This is a genomic window from Pseudomonas sp. HY2-MNA-CIBAN-0224 (assembly GCF_040310285.1).
Taxonomy (GTDB): domain Bacteria; phylum Pseudomonadota; class Gammaproteobacteria; order Pseudomonadales; family Pseudomonadaceae; genus Aquipseudomonas; species Aquipseudomonas helleri.
Window position 1 is genome coordinate 1 of sequence record NZ_JBEOPQ010000008.1, and the last position, 14,272, is coordinate 14,272.

The following is a 14,272-nucleotide window of genomic DNA, read 5'->3' on the forward strand; positions in this document are numbered from 1 at the left end:
CAAGATCAACAGATCGCGAGCAAGCTCGCTCCTACAGGGCCTTTAGAATCAATCACTTATTTCATGTTTGATAGGAGGGGCCGCCCCGTCTTCGACGCTGCGCTGTCGCGCAGCAAACAGGCCACCGAGTATCTTCAGCATCCCCCAATCGGTTCCCTCTCCTTCGGGAGAGGGCTAGGGTGAGGGGGCTCTTAGACCAAGATCAACAGATCGCGAGCAAGCTCGCTCCTACACGTTTTTGAACACCGCACCACTGGTATGCATCTCGCCCCACTTCTGTGCACTGCACATCCCAACGCCTCTGACCTGCTGCGCTCAACACACCCGCCCCACACACAAAAGCCCCGGATTACGGGGCTTTTGTGTCTATGCAAAGAAAATAACAGCCAAAAAACAAAACTGGCACGCGCCCTGCAATAACCCTGTTACCTAAGCAACACTGGTTTAGGGGACCTTGGTACAGGCAGGCCAGGACTCCCCACTTTTACACCGCAGCCTTGATGCCATCTGCATCAACGCGCACAACGCTTTTAGGGAACCCGGTACAGGCAGGCCGGGACTCCCTTCTTTTACACCGCAGCCTTGATGCCACCCGCATCAACGCGTTCAACGCTTTTGGGGAGCCTGGTACAGGCAGGCCGGGACTCCCTCTTTTATTACTCTTGCAGGTTCACCTGCAGCCGCCAGCGCCCATCCTGCGGCGCACCGGCCCAGTCGCCCTTCAAGGCGCGGGCCGCCACCAGGGTCAGCATCACACCCGCATCGGTGCGACTCACCCGCCAGTTCACATCCCTACCGTTCACCTTAAGCTGGCCGTTTTGCGGCTGGCCCTTGGCCACGAATAACAGCCCGAGGGTGCCGTCTACCCATTCGCCGTGCAGCTTGGGCTCGTGGTTAAACCACACCACTAAACCCTGCGGCTGGACCTCTATCTGCTGCAGCTCAGTCGGCTCAGGCATCGTCAAACGGCCGATCATCATCCCGACCATCACACCGACTATCGCCAAAGAACCTAAAACCCGTGGCCATAGTTTCGGCCTTGGGTCCTCATCAGGCGTAGAATGCTGCCCATCTTTATATTCGGAGCCGTGCATGTTTCACGTCATCCTTTTTCAACCAGAAATTCCGCCGAATACCGGCAACATTATCAGGCTCTGCGCCAACAGCGGCTGCCACCTGCACTTGATCGAGCCTATCGGTTTTGAGCTGGACGACAAGCGCTTGCGCCGGGCAGGCCTGGATTATCACGAATACGCGCCGCTCAAGCGCCATGCCGACCTGGCCAGTTGCCTGGAAAGCCTGGGCCATCCGCGCCTGTTCGCTTTTACCACTAAAGGCTCGCGGCCGTTCCACGATGTGCAGTTTGCTGAAGGCGATGCCTTTATCTTCGGCCCTGAAAGCCGTGGCCTGCCGCCAGAGGTGCTCGACGCGCAAGACAGCGATCACCGCCTGCGCCTGCCCATGCGCGAAGGCTGCCGCAGCCTGAACCTGTCCAACACCGTGGCTGTGGCCGTTTACGAAGCCTGGCGCCAGTTGGGGTTTAAGTAGCCGCGGATACAACGTTACCCATAAAAAAAGCGCCATTCAGGCGCTTTTTTTATGGGCGGGGCGCTGTTTACTGAACAGTCGCGCTGCCTTCTTCTTGCATGCGCTGCAGCTCTTGAGCGTACAGAGCATCGAAGTTCACCGGAGCGAGCATCAACGCCGGGAACGAACCACGAACAACCAGGCTGTCCAGAGTTTCGCGGGCATACGGGAACAGCAGGTTCGGGCAGAACGCGCCCAGGGTGTGGCTCATCGACGCTTGATCAAGGTTTTTGATCAGGAAGATGCCAGCCTGCTGAACTTCAGCAATAAACGCCACTTCTTCAGCGTTTTTCACGGTGACCGACAAGGTCAGAACCACTTCAAAGAAGTCGCCTTCCAGTGGCTTTTGACGGGTGTTGAGGTCCAAAGCAACGCTCGGCTCCCACTGCTGACGGAAGATGGCCGGGCTTTTCGGCGCTTCAAACGACAGGTCACGTACGTAAATACGCTGCAGGGAGAATTGTGGAGCAGTGTCTTCGTCGCTAACAGCAGCGGTGTTCTGTTGGTCAGTCATCACAGATCCTTGATCATCTTGGGGCTTTAGAGAATGAGAGTCAGACGTTCAGCAGCGCATCCAATTTACCTGCGCGTTCGAGCGCAAACAGGTCATCGCATCCACCCACATGCCGGTCGCCGATCCAAATTTGCGGAACGGAGGTACGACCTGCTTTTTGGGTCATTTCTGCACGAACTTGAGGCTTGCCGTCGACTTTGATTTCTTCGAAGGCAACACCCTTTTTCTCCAGCAAAGCCTTGGCTCGCATGCAGTAAGGGCAATAGTCGCTGGAATATACGATGACCTTGGACATAGTTACTTCACCACTGGGAGGTTATCTGCACGCCAGGTCGCAATACCGCCGGACAGCTTGGCGGCGTTGTAGCCGGCTTTAAGCAGTTCGCGTGCGTGCGTGCCGGAGTGCTGGCCAGCCGCATCCACCAGGATCAGGGTCTTGCCCTTGCCCTTGTGCTTGTCCAGTTCGGCAATGCGCGCCATCAGTTTGTCTTGCGGAATGTTCAGCGCACCCACAATGTGGCCGGCAGCAAAGTCTTTGGCCGGGCGAATATCAATCACCACGCCTTCGTCGCGATTGACCAGACCGGTCAGTTCGCCGGTGCTGACGCTGCGGCCGCCGCGGCTCACCTCATGGGCGATCAACAACGCCAACAAGATGACAAACGCGCCTACAAGCAGGTAGTGAGAAGTGGCAAATGCAATCAGGTGATCAACCATCAGAAGGTTCCAGGGCGTGAAAATGTGGGCCAGTATACACAGGCACCATGGCCCGCCAAACCCCGCCCGGCGGTGACGCCACATGAACTTCGCTTTAAACTGCGCATCTTCTTGATACTTCTATTAACCACGCCACGAGTGGGATCTATGACTACCACGCCTAAACCTCTGATCCTGATCATCCTGGATGGCTTCGGTCACAGTGAAAGTCACGATTACAACGCCGTCTATTCAGCCAAAAAACCTGTGCTTGATCGCCTTACCGCCAGCATGCCAAACGGCCTGATCTCAGGTTCGGGCATGGATGTGGGGCTGCCGGACGGCCAAATGGGTAACTCCGAGGTCGGCCACATGAACCTCGGCGCCGGGCGCGTGGTTTATCAGGATTTCACCCGCGTCACCAAGTCGATCCGCGACGGCGAGTTCTTCGAGAACCCGACCATTTGCGCAGCGGTAGACAAAGCCGTTGGCGCGGGCAAAGCCGTGCACATCATGGGCCTGCTGTCGGATGGCGGTGTTCACAGCCACCAGGACCACTTGGTCGCGATGGCCGAGCTGGCCGTTAAACGCGGCGCTGAAAAAATCTACCTGCACGCCTTCCTGGATGGCCGCGACACGCCGCCTAAAAGCGCTGCATCGTCGATCGAGCTGCTGGACGAGGCCTTCAAAACCCTCGGCAAAGGCCGTATCGCCAGCCTGATTGGCCGTTACTTCGCCATGGACCGCGACAACCGTTGGGACCGCGTGGCGCAAGCCTACAACCTGATCGTCGACGGCAAAGGCGAGTTCAACGCTGCCACCGCGCAACAAGGCCTTGAAGCCGCGTATGCCCGTGGCGAGAGCGATGAGTTCGTCAAAGCCACCACCATTGGTGAACCAGTGACCGTTGAAGACGGCGACGCCGTGGTCTTCATGAACTTCCGTGCCGACCGCGCCCGTGAGCTGACCCGCGCGTTTGTGGAAGACGGCTTCAAGGAATTCGAACGTGCACGCCAGCCGAAACTGGCCGGCTTCGTCATGCTGACCCAATACGCGGCCAGCATCCCGGCCCCGAGCGCTTTCGCACCGGGCAGCCTGGAAAACGTGCTCGGCGATTACCTGGCAAAAAACGGCAAGACCCAGCTGCGCATTGCCGAAACCGAAAAATACGCCCACGTGACGTTCTTCTTCTCGGGTGGCCGCGAAGAACCGTTCCCGGGTGAAGAGCGCATTTTGGTGCCGTCGCCGAAAGTCGCGACCTACGACCTGCAACCAGAAATGAGCGCGCCTGAAGTCACCGACAAAATCGTCGATGCCATCGAGCACCAGCGTTACGACGTGATCGTGGTCAACTACGCCAACGGCGACATGGTCGGCCACAGCGGTGTGTTCGACGCCGCCGTCAAAGCCGTTGAATGCCTGGACGCCTGCGTGGGCCGTATCGTTGAAGCGCTGGACAAAGTGGGCGGCGAAGCGCTGATCACCGCTGACCACGGCAACGTTGAACAGATGGAAGACGAGTCTACTGGTCAGGCGCACACCGCCCACACCTGCGAACCCGTACCGTTCATCTATGTCGGCAAGCGCTCACTCAAAGTCCGCGAGGGCGGTGTATTGGCTGACGTCGCACCGACCATGCTCAAGCTGTTGGGGCTACCACAGCCCAAAGAAATGACCGGCACCAGCATCCTGGTCGACGCCTAAGCACCCTGTAGCCGCTGCCGCAGGCTGCGATGGGGCGCGCAGCGGCCCTGCTTTATTAAAGGGCCTTCGGCCCTTATCGCAGCCTGCGGCAGCGGCTACAACGTCCTCAACACACTGGATTCAGGCCACAATTTCACCTTCATCCATTCCTTATAGACAACGTTGGCGGGCATACTAGGCCGTCCCGTTCCTCCAGGTGTCGCCCGCCCCATGCTTCGCGCCCTTATAGCTCTGACCCTCACATGCCTGCTCCAACCGGCGTTTGCCGACGAGCGCGCGCAAACTCAACAGCAGCTGGAAGCCACGCGTCAGGACATCGGCGAGCTGAAAAAGCTCCTCGGCAAGCTCCAGGAAGAAAAATCCGGAGCACAAAAAGACCTGCGCAGCACCGAAACTGAAATCGGCAAGCTGGAAAAGCAGGTGGAGGCCCTGCAACAAGAACTAAAAAAGAGTGAAGGCGAGTTGCTGCGCCTTGATAGTGAGAAGAAAAAACTCAACAGCGCAAAAGTTGAACAGCAACGTCTGATCGCCATTCAAGCCCGGGCCGCGTATCAAGGTGGCCGTCAGGAATACCTCAAACTGCTGCTTAACCAGCAGAACCCCGAGAAGTTCGCCAGAACCCTCACCTATTACGATTACCTGAGCCAGGCCCGTCTGGCCCAGCTCAAAGGGTTTAACGAAACCCTGCGCCAGTTGGCCAATGTCGAATCCGACATCAACACCCAACAAGCACAACTGCTGACACAAAAAAGCAGCCTGGACAGCCAGCGCGCCGAACTCGACAAAGTCCGCGCTGACCGCCAGCAAGTGCTGGCCAAGATCAACGCCGACGTCAAAAACCGCGATCAAAAGTTACAAGCTCGCGAGCAGGATCAGGCAGATCTGGCTAAAGTCCTCAAGACCATTGAAGAAACCCTCGCCCGTCAGGCCCGCGAAGCCGAAGAGGCGCGGCAAAAAGCTCTGATCGCGCAGCAAGAAGCCGAAAAGAAACGCCAGCGTGAGGCTGAATCGGTGGCTACCGACGCCCCGCGCAAAGTGGTCAAGTCCACCCCAGGTGCCTTGGTTTCAAGTGCGGGCGTCTCTTATGGCGGACCTTTTTCTCAGGCACGGGGCAAACTTCCTTGGCCGGTTGATGGTCGATTGCTTGCCCGCTTCGGTGAAAGCCGTGGCGATGACGCCCGTGCCAAGTGGGACGGGGTGATGATCAGCGCCAATGCGGGCACCCAGGTGCACGCGGTGCACGGCGGTCGGGTGGTGTTTGCCGACTGGCTGCGCGGCGCCGGGCAACTGGTCATTCTGGACCACGGTAACGGTTACTTAAGCTTGTATGGCCACAATCAGACCCTGCTTAAGTCTGCTGGAGACATTGTAAAAGCTGGCGATGTGATCTCCACCGTGGGCAACAGCGGTGGGCAAGCCACACCAGCGCTGTACTTTGCTATTCGTCAGCAGGGCCGCCCCAGCGACCCTGCACAATGGTGCCGCACTCAAGGATGAGTGCCATCACCTTTAATACGTAGGAGTTCGTTCAACATGCCGCACTTGTCCCGCCTCAACTCGCTGGCCCTGACGATCGCTCTGGTGATTGGATCACCCCTGGTGTTTGCTGCCCAGCCAGTCGCTCAGCCTGCGGCCACTGCCAGCGCCAAGGCACCGCTGCCGCTGGAAGAGCTGCGTACATTTGCCGAGGTCATGGACCGCATCAAGGCCGCGTATGTTGAACCGGTAGACGACAAGACCCTGCTGGAGAACGCCATCAAGGGCATGCTCAGCAACCTTGACCCGCACTCTGCGTATCTGGGCCCCGAAGACTTCGCCGAGCTGCAAGAAAGCACCAGCGGCGAGTTCGGTGGCCTGGGCATCGAAGTCGGTTCGGAAGACGGCAATATCAAAATCGTCTCGCCGATCGATGACACCCCTGCCAGCAAGGCCGGTATCCAGGCGGGCGACTTTATCGTCAAGATCAATGGCCAGCCTACCAACGGCCTGACCATGACCGAAGCCGTGGACAAAATGCGCGGCAAGGTCGGCCAGAAAATCACCCTGACCCTGGTTCGCGGTGGCGGTGCGCCGTTCGACGTGACGCTGACCCGCGCCAATATCCAGGTCAAGAGCGTCAAGGCACAACTGCTCGAAGACGGCTACGGCTATATCCGCATTACCCAGTTCCAGGTCAAGACCGGCGAAGAAGTCGCTGCGGCGCTGGCCAAACTGCGCAAAGAAAACGGCAACAAGAAGCTCAAGGGCATCATCCTTGACCTGCGTAACAACCCGGGCGGCGTGCTGCAATCAGCCGTTGAAGTGGTCGACCACTTCATCAAAAAAGGCCTGATCGTGTACACCAAAGGCCGCCTGCCAAACTCCGAACTGCGCTTCTCGGCCACCGGCAAAGACTTGAGCGAAGCTGTGCCGCTGGTGGTGCTGATCAACGGCGGCAGCGCCTCGGCATCCGAAATCGTCGCCGGTGCCCTGCAGGATCAAAAGCGTGGCGTGGTCATGGGCACGCCAAGCTTCGGCAAAGGCTCGGTGCAGACCGTCTTGCCACTGAACAACGACCGCGCACTGAAGATAACCACTGCGCTGTACTACACCCCGAACGGGCGCTCGATTCAGGCCCAGGGCATCGTACCGGACATCGAAGTCAACCGCGCCAAGATCACCCGCGAGCAAGACAACGAGTACTACAAAGAGGCCGACCTGCAAGGTCACCTCGGCAACGGCAACGGCGGTGCAGACAAACCGACTGGCTCCGGTACCAAAGCCAAACCCATGCCGCAAGACGATGACTACCAGTTGAGCCAGGCCTTGAGCCTGCTCAAAGGCTTGAGCATCACGCGCGGCAATTAAGGGTGCGCTTCTGGTCTGTCATCGCCCTGCTCTGCTGCCTGAGCGGCGCCGCCCACGCGGCGCCTGCCAACGCCCCCGAGGCACCGCGCAAGGCGTACCTGACCCTGATCATCGACGACCTGGGGCAAAACCTGCCCCGTGATCGGCGTGTACTGGCCTTTCCGGGGCCGGTGACCACGGCAATCATGCCCGACACTCCGCACGCCGCTGAATTTGCCCGCGAGGCGCACAAGGCGGGCAAAATCGTCATTCTGCATATGCCAATGGACCCGGCCACGGGGCCGTTTGCCTGGCACCCTGACCTGCCGCTGGAGGAACTGGCCAAACGCCTCGATGCGGCATTCAAGGCCGTGCCCTACACCAGCGGCATCAACAACCATGAAGGCAGCCGCATGACCGCTCAGCCGCAGGCGATGGCCTGGTTGATGGGCGAGTTGCAACAGCGGCACAAATTCTTCGTCGACAGCCGCACCAGCGCCAAAACGGTTGCCGCGGCCGAGGCGCAAAAAATCGGCCTGGCCAGCGTGTCGCGGGACGTGTTCCTGGACAACGTACGCACCGAAGACGCCATCACCCAGCAGCTCAACACCGCGATCAAACACGCACGCAGCCACGGCTCGGTGGTCATGATCGGCCACCCCTACCCGCAAACCCTCGCCGTGCTCGAACGCGAACTGCCCACGCTCAAAGCCCAGGGCATCGACTGGATCGACATCAAACAAATGATCGGCGTGCGCAGCAATCAGGCGATGGACGCGCATGGCAAGAATGGGATTTATCGTTGAAACACTCTGTAGGAGCGAGCTTGCCTCGCGATCTTTTTAAAGATCAAAAGATCGAGAGGCAAGGGTTGGGTCAGAGGTAGCGGGCGCGGATTTTGTCCAGTTCGCCTTCGGCCTTGAGCTCATCCAGCGCGGCTTGCAATTTGCTCACCACGGCATCGGGCACTTGCTTGTTCAACGCCAGAAACAGCTCAGCCTGATTAAACCGCAGCACCGTCTTGAACCCTGAAATACCCACTTGTCGGGCCAAAAACTGCCCCGCCGGATCACCCGTGGCCCACAGGTCGATGTGACCGGCCTGCAGCTTTCTGGCGTTGTCCTGGTCGCGTAACACAATCACCGGCGCGTAGCCCTGCTTCTCCAGGAACATGGCGATCACATCGTCCTTGTAAGCGCCTATTCGATAGGCCCGCGCTTGCTCAAGCGTGGTCAGCTGAATGGGGCTATTGGCCCGCGCCAGCAGCACCCAGTCGTCCGGGCCAAGCGGGCCGACCCACTTGAACAGGTGTTCACGCTCAGGCACCCGCGCCGTCACAAACACGCCGTAATTGGGATTATCCATCGCCAGGTTGTAGATACGCTGCCAAGGGAAGCGCAAGGTCATGCTGTAGTCGACGCCTGCACGCTCGAACGTTTCACGCAGAATATCGACGGCAATGCCTTCAAGATTCTGGTTCTGCGCAAAATTCTTGCCGTTTTTGGCCATGTTGTAAGGCGGGAAATTTTCAGTCAGCAGCACCAGCGATGGCCGCTCGGACGGGGCTGCAAACACGCTACTCACCAGCAACATCGTGCAACTGGCAAGCAAGAGACAAAGACGCTTAAACATAACGTTTACCCAAATCCATGGTGTGACAAGAGTGCCGTGGTCTCGTCAAGCTGTCCAGCACGCGTTTGGCTAACGCAACGTTACACACCTGCACTAACTATTTTAAAAGGCGCTATATAACTACTCCCTCACAAGCGCTGCCCTATGACCTACTGCTTCCCGTCTTTATAAAACACTCATATATAGAGTAGGGATTGCCCATGAATACTTTAACTATTCGCTTTCTATCAATAGCGTTAATAAGCGTAACGTCCAACGTGTATGCTGAAACTTTCGAACACTCCGCCCACACCATTGCCAGCGGGCTTGTTCAACTCTCAGACAACCCCGCCCACCTGTCCCATACATGGACAGGCATTGGCCGACTTCGAGGCCCCCGCGCGTCTTACTGTACCGCCAGCCTGATCGATACACGTGACAAAGAGCAACCTTCAGACACATCACCGGCCTATATCATCACTTCGCAGCGCTGCTTAAACAGCAGCAACGCAGGCAACTATACGTATGACGGTGGTGTACAAAAGAACGCCCCCATTGAGGGCAACGTCTATTTCAACAACTTTGAAAATACACTCGGCCATACTAAAAAATACGCATTTAAAAGCATCGCCTGGCAAAGTGACGGAGGTTTGAACCTGGCGATTATCGAATTGAACGACACCCTGTCGAACCTGATGAAAGCAGGCGTTCAGCCATTAACCATTGCCTCCGCTACGCCTCCTGCGGGTACCGAAATCCTCACCTTGGGTATTGCGCACACCAGCAATCTATACGCCACGTCTTGTACACAACTGCCCCGTGTCGATGTCTTAAGCCACCCTTGGGTCAGCACTCAAATGCTGCCCAACCACTGCACAGCCCTTACAGAAGGCGGACGAGGAGCCGCGGTTCTGGACAAGGACCACAACGAGTTGATCAGTCTGATTGTTGTAAGCACCCATGGCACTGACAGCGTCAATAAATGCCAAGCGCTTTCGCCTTGTGAAATCAAAGACAAGGCCTCCCTCTGGAGTGCAGATACTCACTACGCCCTTCCTGTCTCATTTCTCAATCAATGTTTCACAGGCGGTCTATTCGCCCATGACTCGCCCAATTGCAGCCTGAAAAATCAGGCCGCCTCATTATTCAAAGATCCGCACAGTTTTCCGGCCCGCCTACTGGAAAGAGTGAACACCAACACCGTCGTCGCGACTGAAAAAATCGAAGTGAAGCTCAATGATGACGTACCTTTCTACCGCTACAAATACAGCCATGATGTAAATGCCTGTAATTCGGGTGCGGGTTATAGCGATCCGCTAGACACAAAAAAAATCCCCCTCATACTTGAACTCGACAATACGCCAGGCATACACCTGTTGTGCGTGCTCGGATTGAGTGCCCCAAACATATCGTTAGGACAAGTCACGTCCAAAGAAATAATAGCGCTGGAACGCTTCAAAGCCACCCAGATCTTTGAACCGAAGTTACAGACTAGATATAACGACAACCCCCTGCATGGCTTACAGTCTTACAACAGCAAAGTCGGCATCTACTGGGAAGATTTATCATTTATTGATACGACTAAGCACAGCGTATTCTGGGATCACGTCTCACCGTTCAGCGAACATTACGAATATAAGTATGGGCCTTATGCATCGACCGACTGCTTAGACCCTGAAGGCTATGAAGCCGTCGTCGACATGGATTTATGGATCGCCAACTTACTGGCCTCTGGCACTGTAGATACCTACCTTTACAGCGAAGTTGATTTAAGTTCTGATGCCTCAAAACGGATCATGGGTCACCTGGGCGGTGTGCGCAGCCACAAGAAACTTGGACACAATGACGACACTGTAAAATTATGCACCATCGTCTATAACCAAGAAAACATGCCCTCCCCCCCTTACGTCCATGTATTAAAACAGCTGTAACTTCTAACTACTCCAACACGCCTGGACGCTCAACGCTGCGGGCCAATAGCAAATAAATGACCTGACTATTATTTTCAAGGGACGCCCATGAACATCACTTCAAGCTTTCTATTACTGACAATACTCAGCACACTCGCATTAAATGCAATAGCCGACACATCGCCCTCTGACACAAAGCACTCGCTCGCGGATCTGGTTAATCTTTCTGACGTACCTGGCCATCCATCGACCCTTTGGACCGGAATTGGTCGTCTACGAAGTTCAAGAAATTCTTACTGCACAGCGACGTTGATCGACACACGAAATACGGCTGCATATTCTGACAGTGCGCCCGCGTATATCATCACCTCACAACGTTGTTTAAATACTGACAGTGCCGGGGAATATTCTTATTACGGGGGCATTCAGCGCAATGTTCACGCGGTAGGCATGGTTCACTTCAACAACTTCGAAAACAAGCTTGGACAGACTAAAAGCTACGCATTCAAAAAAATTGCCTGGCAAAGCGACCTCAACCTGGATATCGCATTAATTGAGTTGAAAGCGCCTTTATCTCAACTCATAAGGGCCGGTGTACATCCATTAAAAATTGCACCGACAACACCACCCTCCGGCACAGAGATCATTGCATTTGGCATTCCGAAAAGAAGTCACCTCTCAGCTTCCCAATGCACACAATTGCCAGCTGTGGCGATTGCCAGCGCGCCTTGGGTGAACACGAACGTCCTGGCAAATAACTGCGCAGATATCACACACGGCGGGCGTGGCGGCCCCGTTCTCAATAAAGCAAGCAACGAATTGATCAGCGTGACCGTGGCAAGCACCTACGCAAAGAACGGCAATGAAAAGTGTCTTGACCTGGCTCCCTGTGAAATCAAAGAGGGAGAGTCTCACTGGAGTGCGAATACTCACTACTCCGCTCCAGTGTCTTTTCTTAACACCTGTTTTTCACAGGGTGAGCTCGACGCGGATGCCTTGAATTGCGACCTGAATAATCGGCTATCAATCGTGTTCGATCATGGGCAACAACTCCCTGCACGCCTGCTGGAAAAAGTAGCCACTGACAAGGCGCCTGAGCCCGACACCTTTAATATTCCCTTTACAGTGAAAACTCCCTTTTATCGTTACAAATACACCCATAACCTTGCGGCGTGCCAAACGGGCCACGGCTACAGCGCCCAAACCTCATCAGTTAGCGCCATCATCAACTTAAAGGTTGATAACAGGGTGGGCATGCACTTTCTATGTATTATCGGCCAGCCCGAAGCAGACAGCGCACTCACAGCCGTCCAGCTAAACAATGCAAAAATCATGGCGACTGATCGCTATGCTTCCACGGCCAACATCACCCCTGCAGACTACGTACACAGACAATCAACCAACAGCGATAAGTACTCAATTTCATTTACACACATATCCCCCTTCTTTGAGCGTATTGTTTATAAGTACGGTCATTATGACGAACTGGATTGCACCGACTTACAGGGGTATATAACTTTATTTCCGATTGGCTATGACGGCTACCGTTTACCGGTCGGAGATCAATACCCTGATTTGGTCGGCGTCAATTTACCAGAATATTCAACCCTGATGATTCCACCCACCAACCCCACAGAAGCGTCGTGGTTTGGTCAAACCGTCAAGATCAATATCACTGTCAAAGACCATGCCATCAAAGTGTGTACGATCTCGTACAACCGCGAGAATATTGCAATGACTCCACTCACTTATGTCATCAAACCCCTGTGAGTGAGTTCGCTTAGTCTTAAGCTGTGCAAGTCACTCGTCAGGCTCAATCCATGACCGTTACCGTCATGGATTGAGCCAAAGCATTTAAGCACGTGCCCAATTCAGCCCTTGCGGCTGATTCGCCGCTTCTTTAGCGCACCACAATCCCGCGCTCGGCCATATAGGCCTTGGCTTCTGGCACGGTGTATTCGCCGAAGTGGAAAATGCTCGCGGCCAGTACGGCGCTGGCGTGGCCTTCCAGGATGCCGTCAGCCAAGTGCTGCAGGTTGCCGACGCCCCCGGAGGCGATGACCGGAATGCCCAGCGCGTCGCTGATGGCACGGGTCACGCCCAGGTCAAAGCCGCTTTTCATGCCGTCCTGATCCATGCTGGTCAGCAGGATCTCACCGGCGCCCAAGCCTTCCATCTTCATCGCCCACTCGACCGCGTCGAGCCCGGTCGGCTTGCGCCCGCCGTGGGTGAAGATTTCCCAACGCGGGGTTTCACCCGGCTGTGAAACCTTTTTCGCATCAATGGCGACCACGATGCACTGCGAGCCGAAATGCTGCGCAGCTTCGCCCACAAACTCCGGGTTGAACACCGCCGCCGTGTTGATCGACACCTTGTCGGCACCGGCATTGAGCAGGTTGCGAATGTCTTGAATGCAGCGCACGCCGCCGCCCACGGTCAGCGGGATAAACACCTGGCTGGCCATGCGCTCAACGGTATGCAGCGTGGTGTCGCGGCCATCGACGCTGGCGGTGATGTCGAGAAAGGTAATCTCGTCAGCCCCTTGCTCGTCATAGCGACGGGCGATCTCGACCGGGTCACCCGCATCGCGGATGTTCTCAAATTTAACGCCCTTCACAACCCGGCCGTTATCCACGTCCAGGCAAGGGATGATGCGTTTGGCCAGCGCCATGCGGTTCTCCTCAGCCCTTGTAGCTGTCGCAGAAGGCTTGCGCTTCGGCGACATCCAGGGTGCCTTCGTAGATGGCGCGGCCAGTGATGGCGCCCACGATGCCCGGTGCCTTGGCGTCCAGCAGGGCTTTGATATCGCCCAGGTTGTGGATGCCGCCCGACGCGATCACCGGGATGCGGGTGGCCGCGGCCAAGGCTGCGGTGAATTCCACGTTGCAGCCCTGCATCATGCCGTCTTTGGCGATGTCGGTATAAACGATGGCAGACACGCCGTCGGCTTCAAAGCGCTTGGCCAGGTCGATGACCTGCACGGTGCTGACTTCAGCCCAGCCGTCAGTGGCCACGAAGCCATCTTGTGCATCCATGCCGACAATGATTTTGCCGGGGAAGGCACGGCACGCTTCAGCCACGAACTCCGGGTTCTTGACCGCTTTGGTGCCCAGAATCACGTAGCTCACGCCCGCCTTGACGTAGTGCTCGATGGTTTCCAGCGAGCGAATGCCGCCGCCAATCTGGATCGGCAGGTGCGGGTAACGCTTGGCGATGGCAGTCACCACCTCACCGTTGACCGGCTGGCCTTCAAAGGCGCCGTTCAGGTCAACCAGATGCAGACGACGGCAACCGCCTTCTACCCATTTGGCGGCCATGCTCACCGGGTCATCGGAGAACACCGTGGAATCTTCCATACGGCCTTGGCGCAGACGTACACAGGCACCGTCTTTAAGATCGATAGCGGGGATAATCAGCATCTGGC

The 14,272-nt window shown here is 56.4% G+C and carries 15 protein-coding genes; 8 read left to right on the forward strand and 7 right to left on the reverse strand.

Going from position 1 to position 14,272, the window contains the following annotated elements:
- The coding region (locus AAEZ03_RS06600) for a hypothetical protein (protein ID WP_350577084.1) at positions 1-183 on the forward strand (183 nt) is incomplete at its 5' end.
- Positions 184-656: 473 nt separating this feature from the next.
- On the opposite strand, the gene AAEZ03_RS06605 is transcribed toward AAEZ03_RS06600, so the two are convergent.
- Positions 657-1,094: a hypothetical protein gene (locus tag AAEZ03_RS06605; RefSeq protein ID WP_350577087.1), complete on the reverse strand. Its 438-nt coding sequence runs from the start codon at positions 1,092-1,094 to the stop codon at positions 657-659.
- Between AAEZ03_RS06605 and trmL the strand changes: the two genes are divergently transcribed.
- Positions 1,093-1,548 (forward strand): tRNA (uridine(34)/cytosine(34)/5-carboxymethylaminomethyluridine(34)-2'-O)-methyltransferase TrmL, encoded by a 456-nt coding sequence (trmL, locus tag AAEZ03_RS06610; RefSeq protein WP_048366782.1) that lies wholly within the window; start codon positions 1,093-1,095, stop codon positions 1,546-1,548. The genes AAEZ03_RS06605 and trmL overlap by 2 nt on opposite strands.
- 67 nt (positions 1,549-1,615) lie before the next feature.
- Here the strand turns inward: trmL and secB are convergent, their stop codons facing one another.
- From secB to AAEZ03_RS06625, 3 genes are read right to left on the reverse strand one after another with little or no spacing between them, the layout of a single operon-like run.
- A complete protein-coding gene (gene secB, locus AAEZ03_RS06615; RefSeq protein WP_048366783.1) occupies positions 1,616-2,101 on the reverse strand; it encodes a protein-export chaperone SecB in 486 nt (161 codons plus the stop codon).
- 40 nt (positions 2,102-2,141) lie between these two features.
- Positions 2,142-2,396 (reverse strand): glutaredoxin 3, encoded by a 255-nt coding sequence (gene grxC / locus AAEZ03_RS06620; RefSeq protein ID WP_048386465.1) that lies wholly within the window; start codon positions 2,394-2,396, stop codon positions 2,142-2,144.
- A 2-nt stretch (positions 2,397-2,398) separates the two neighbouring features.
- Entirely contained in the window at positions 2,399-2,818 is a 420-nt protein-coding gene (locus AAEZ03_RS06625) for a rhodanese-like domain-containing protein (RefSeq protein WP_350577092.1), read from the reverse strand.
- A gap of 147 nt (positions 2,819-2,965) precedes the next feature.
- On the opposite strand from AAEZ03_RS06625, the gene gpmI reads away from it, so the two are divergent.
- The 4 genes from gpmI to AAEZ03_RS06645 all read left to right on the forward strand — a co-directional run bounded on the left by gpmI (position 2,966) and on the right by AAEZ03_RS06645 (position 8,133).
- Positions 2,966-4,501, forward strand: a complete 1,536-nt coding sequence (gpmI, locus tag AAEZ03_RS06630; RefSeq protein WP_350577095.1) for a 2,3-bisphosphoglycerate-independent phosphoglycerate mutase — start codon at positions 2,966-2,968, stop codon at positions 4,499-4,501.
- Between the two features lie 210 nt (positions 4,502-4,711).
- Positions 4,712-5,998: a murein hydrolase activator EnvC family protein gene (locus tag AAEZ03_RS06635; RefSeq protein WP_048366787.1), complete on the forward strand. Its 1,287-nt coding sequence runs from the start codon at positions 4,712-4,714 to the stop codon at positions 5,996-5,998.
- A 36-nt stretch (positions 5,999-6,034) separates the two neighbouring features.
- Complete coding sequence (locus tag AAEZ03_RS06640; protein WP_350577098.1) at positions 6,035-7,348, forward strand: S41 family peptidase; 1,314 nt, start codon at positions 6,035-6,037, stop codon at positions 7,346-7,348.
- A gap of 2 nt (positions 7,349-7,350) precedes the next feature.
- Positions 7,351-8,133, forward strand: a complete 783-nt coding sequence (locus AAEZ03_RS06645) for a divergent polysaccharide deacetylase family protein (RefSeq protein ID WP_273220838.1) — start codon at positions 7,351-7,353, stop codon at positions 8,131-8,133.
- A gap of 70 nt (positions 8,134-8,203) precedes the next feature.
- On the opposite strand, the gene AAEZ03_RS06650 is transcribed toward AAEZ03_RS06645, so the two are convergent.
- Positions 8,204-8,959, reverse strand: coding sequence for a substrate-binding periplasmic protein (locus tag AAEZ03_RS06650; RefSeq protein WP_273220839.1), 756 nt, complete (start codon positions 8,957-8,959; stop codon positions 8,204-8,206).
- A 200-nt stretch (positions 8,960-9,159) separates the two neighbouring features.
- Here AAEZ03_RS06650 and AAEZ03_RS06655 point away from each other — a divergent pair, with 200 nt between their 5' ends.
- Both AAEZ03_RS06655 and AAEZ03_RS06660 read left to right on the forward strand, forming a co-directional pair.
- A complete protein-coding gene (locus tag AAEZ03_RS06655) occupies positions 9,160-10,869 on the forward strand; it encodes a hypothetical protein (RefSeq protein ID WP_350577101.1) in 1,710 nt (569 codons plus the stop codon).
- Positions 10,870-10,956: 87 nt separating this feature from the next.
- Positions 10,957-12,618 (forward strand): trypsin-like serine peptidase, encoded by a 1,662-nt coding sequence (locus AAEZ03_RS06660; RefSeq protein ID WP_350577104.1) that lies wholly within the window; start codon positions 10,957-10,959, stop codon positions 12,616-12,618.
- A 130-nt stretch (positions 12,619-12,748) separates the two neighbouring features.
- On the opposite strand, the gene hisF is transcribed toward AAEZ03_RS06660, so the two are convergent.
- A complete protein-coding gene (hisF, locus tag AAEZ03_RS06665) occupies positions 12,749-13,519 on the reverse strand; it encodes an imidazole glycerol phosphate synthase subunit HisF (RefSeq protein WP_048388931.1) in 771 nt (256 codons plus the stop codon).
- 10 nt (positions 13,520-13,529) lie between these two features.
- A complete protein-coding gene (gene hisA, locus AAEZ03_RS06670) occupies positions 13,530-14,267 on the reverse strand; it encodes a 1-(5-phosphoribosyl)-5-[(5-phosphoribosylamino)methylideneamino]imidazole-4-carboxamide isomerase (protein WP_048388929.1) in 738 nt (245 codons plus the stop codon).
- Positions 14,268-14,272: the final 5 nt, after the last annotated feature.

What these genes read in the sequence shown, in the direction of transcription:
- grxC (WP_048386465.1), bottom strand. Translation starts at nt 2,396, where the DNA reads ATGTCCAAGGTCATCGTATATTCCAGCGACTATTGCCCTTACTGCATG.
- AAEZ03_RS06660 (WP_350577104.1), top strand. Translation starts at nt 10,957, where the DNA reads ATGAACATCACTTCAAGCTTTCTATTACTGACAATACTCAGCACACTC.
- AAEZ03_RS06635 (WP_048366787.1), top strand. Translation starts at nt 4,712, where the DNA reads ATGCTTCGCGCCCTTATAGCTCTGACCCTCACATGCCTGCTCCAACCG.
- AAEZ03_RS06625 (WP_350577092.1), bottom strand. Translation starts at nt 2,818, where the DNA reads ATGGTTGATCACCTGATTGCATTTGCCACTTCTCACTACCTGCTTGTA.
- AAEZ03_RS06605 (WP_350577087.1), bottom strand. Translation starts at nt 1,094, where the DNA reads ATGCACGGCTCCGAATATAAAGATGGGCAGCATTCTACGCCTGATGAG.
- trmL (WP_048366782.1), top strand. Translation starts at nt 1,093, where the DNA reads ATGTTTCACGTCATCCTTTTTCAACCAGAAATTCCGCCGAATACCGGC.
- AAEZ03_RS06650 (WP_273220839.1), bottom strand. Translation starts at nt 8,959, where the DNA reads ATGTTTAAGCGTCTTTGTCTCTTGCTTGCCAGTTGCACGATGTTGCTG.
- secB (WP_048366783.1), bottom strand. Translation starts at nt 2,101, where the DNA reads ATGACTGACCAACAGAACACCGCTGCTGTTAGCGACGAAGACACTGCT.
- AAEZ03_RS06640 (WP_350577098.1), top strand. Translation starts at nt 6,035, where the DNA reads ATGCCGCACTTGTCCCGCCTCAACTCGCTGGCCCTGACGATCGCTCTG.
- gpmI (WP_350577095.1), top strand. Translation starts at nt 2,966, where the DNA reads ATGACTACCACGCCTAAACCTCTGATCCTGATCATCCTGGATGGCTTC.
- AAEZ03_RS06655 (WP_350577101.1), top strand. Translation starts at nt 9,160, where the DNA reads ATGAATACTTTAACTATTCGCTTTCTATCAATAGCGTTAATAAGCGTA.
- hisA (WP_048388929.1), bottom strand. Translation starts at nt 14,267, where the DNA reads ATGCTGATTATCCCCGCTATCGATCTTAAAGACGGTGCCTGTGTACGT.
- hisF (WP_048388931.1), bottom strand. Translation starts at nt 13,519, where the DNA reads ATGGCGCTGGCCAAACGCATCATCCCTTGCCTGGACGTGGATAACGGC.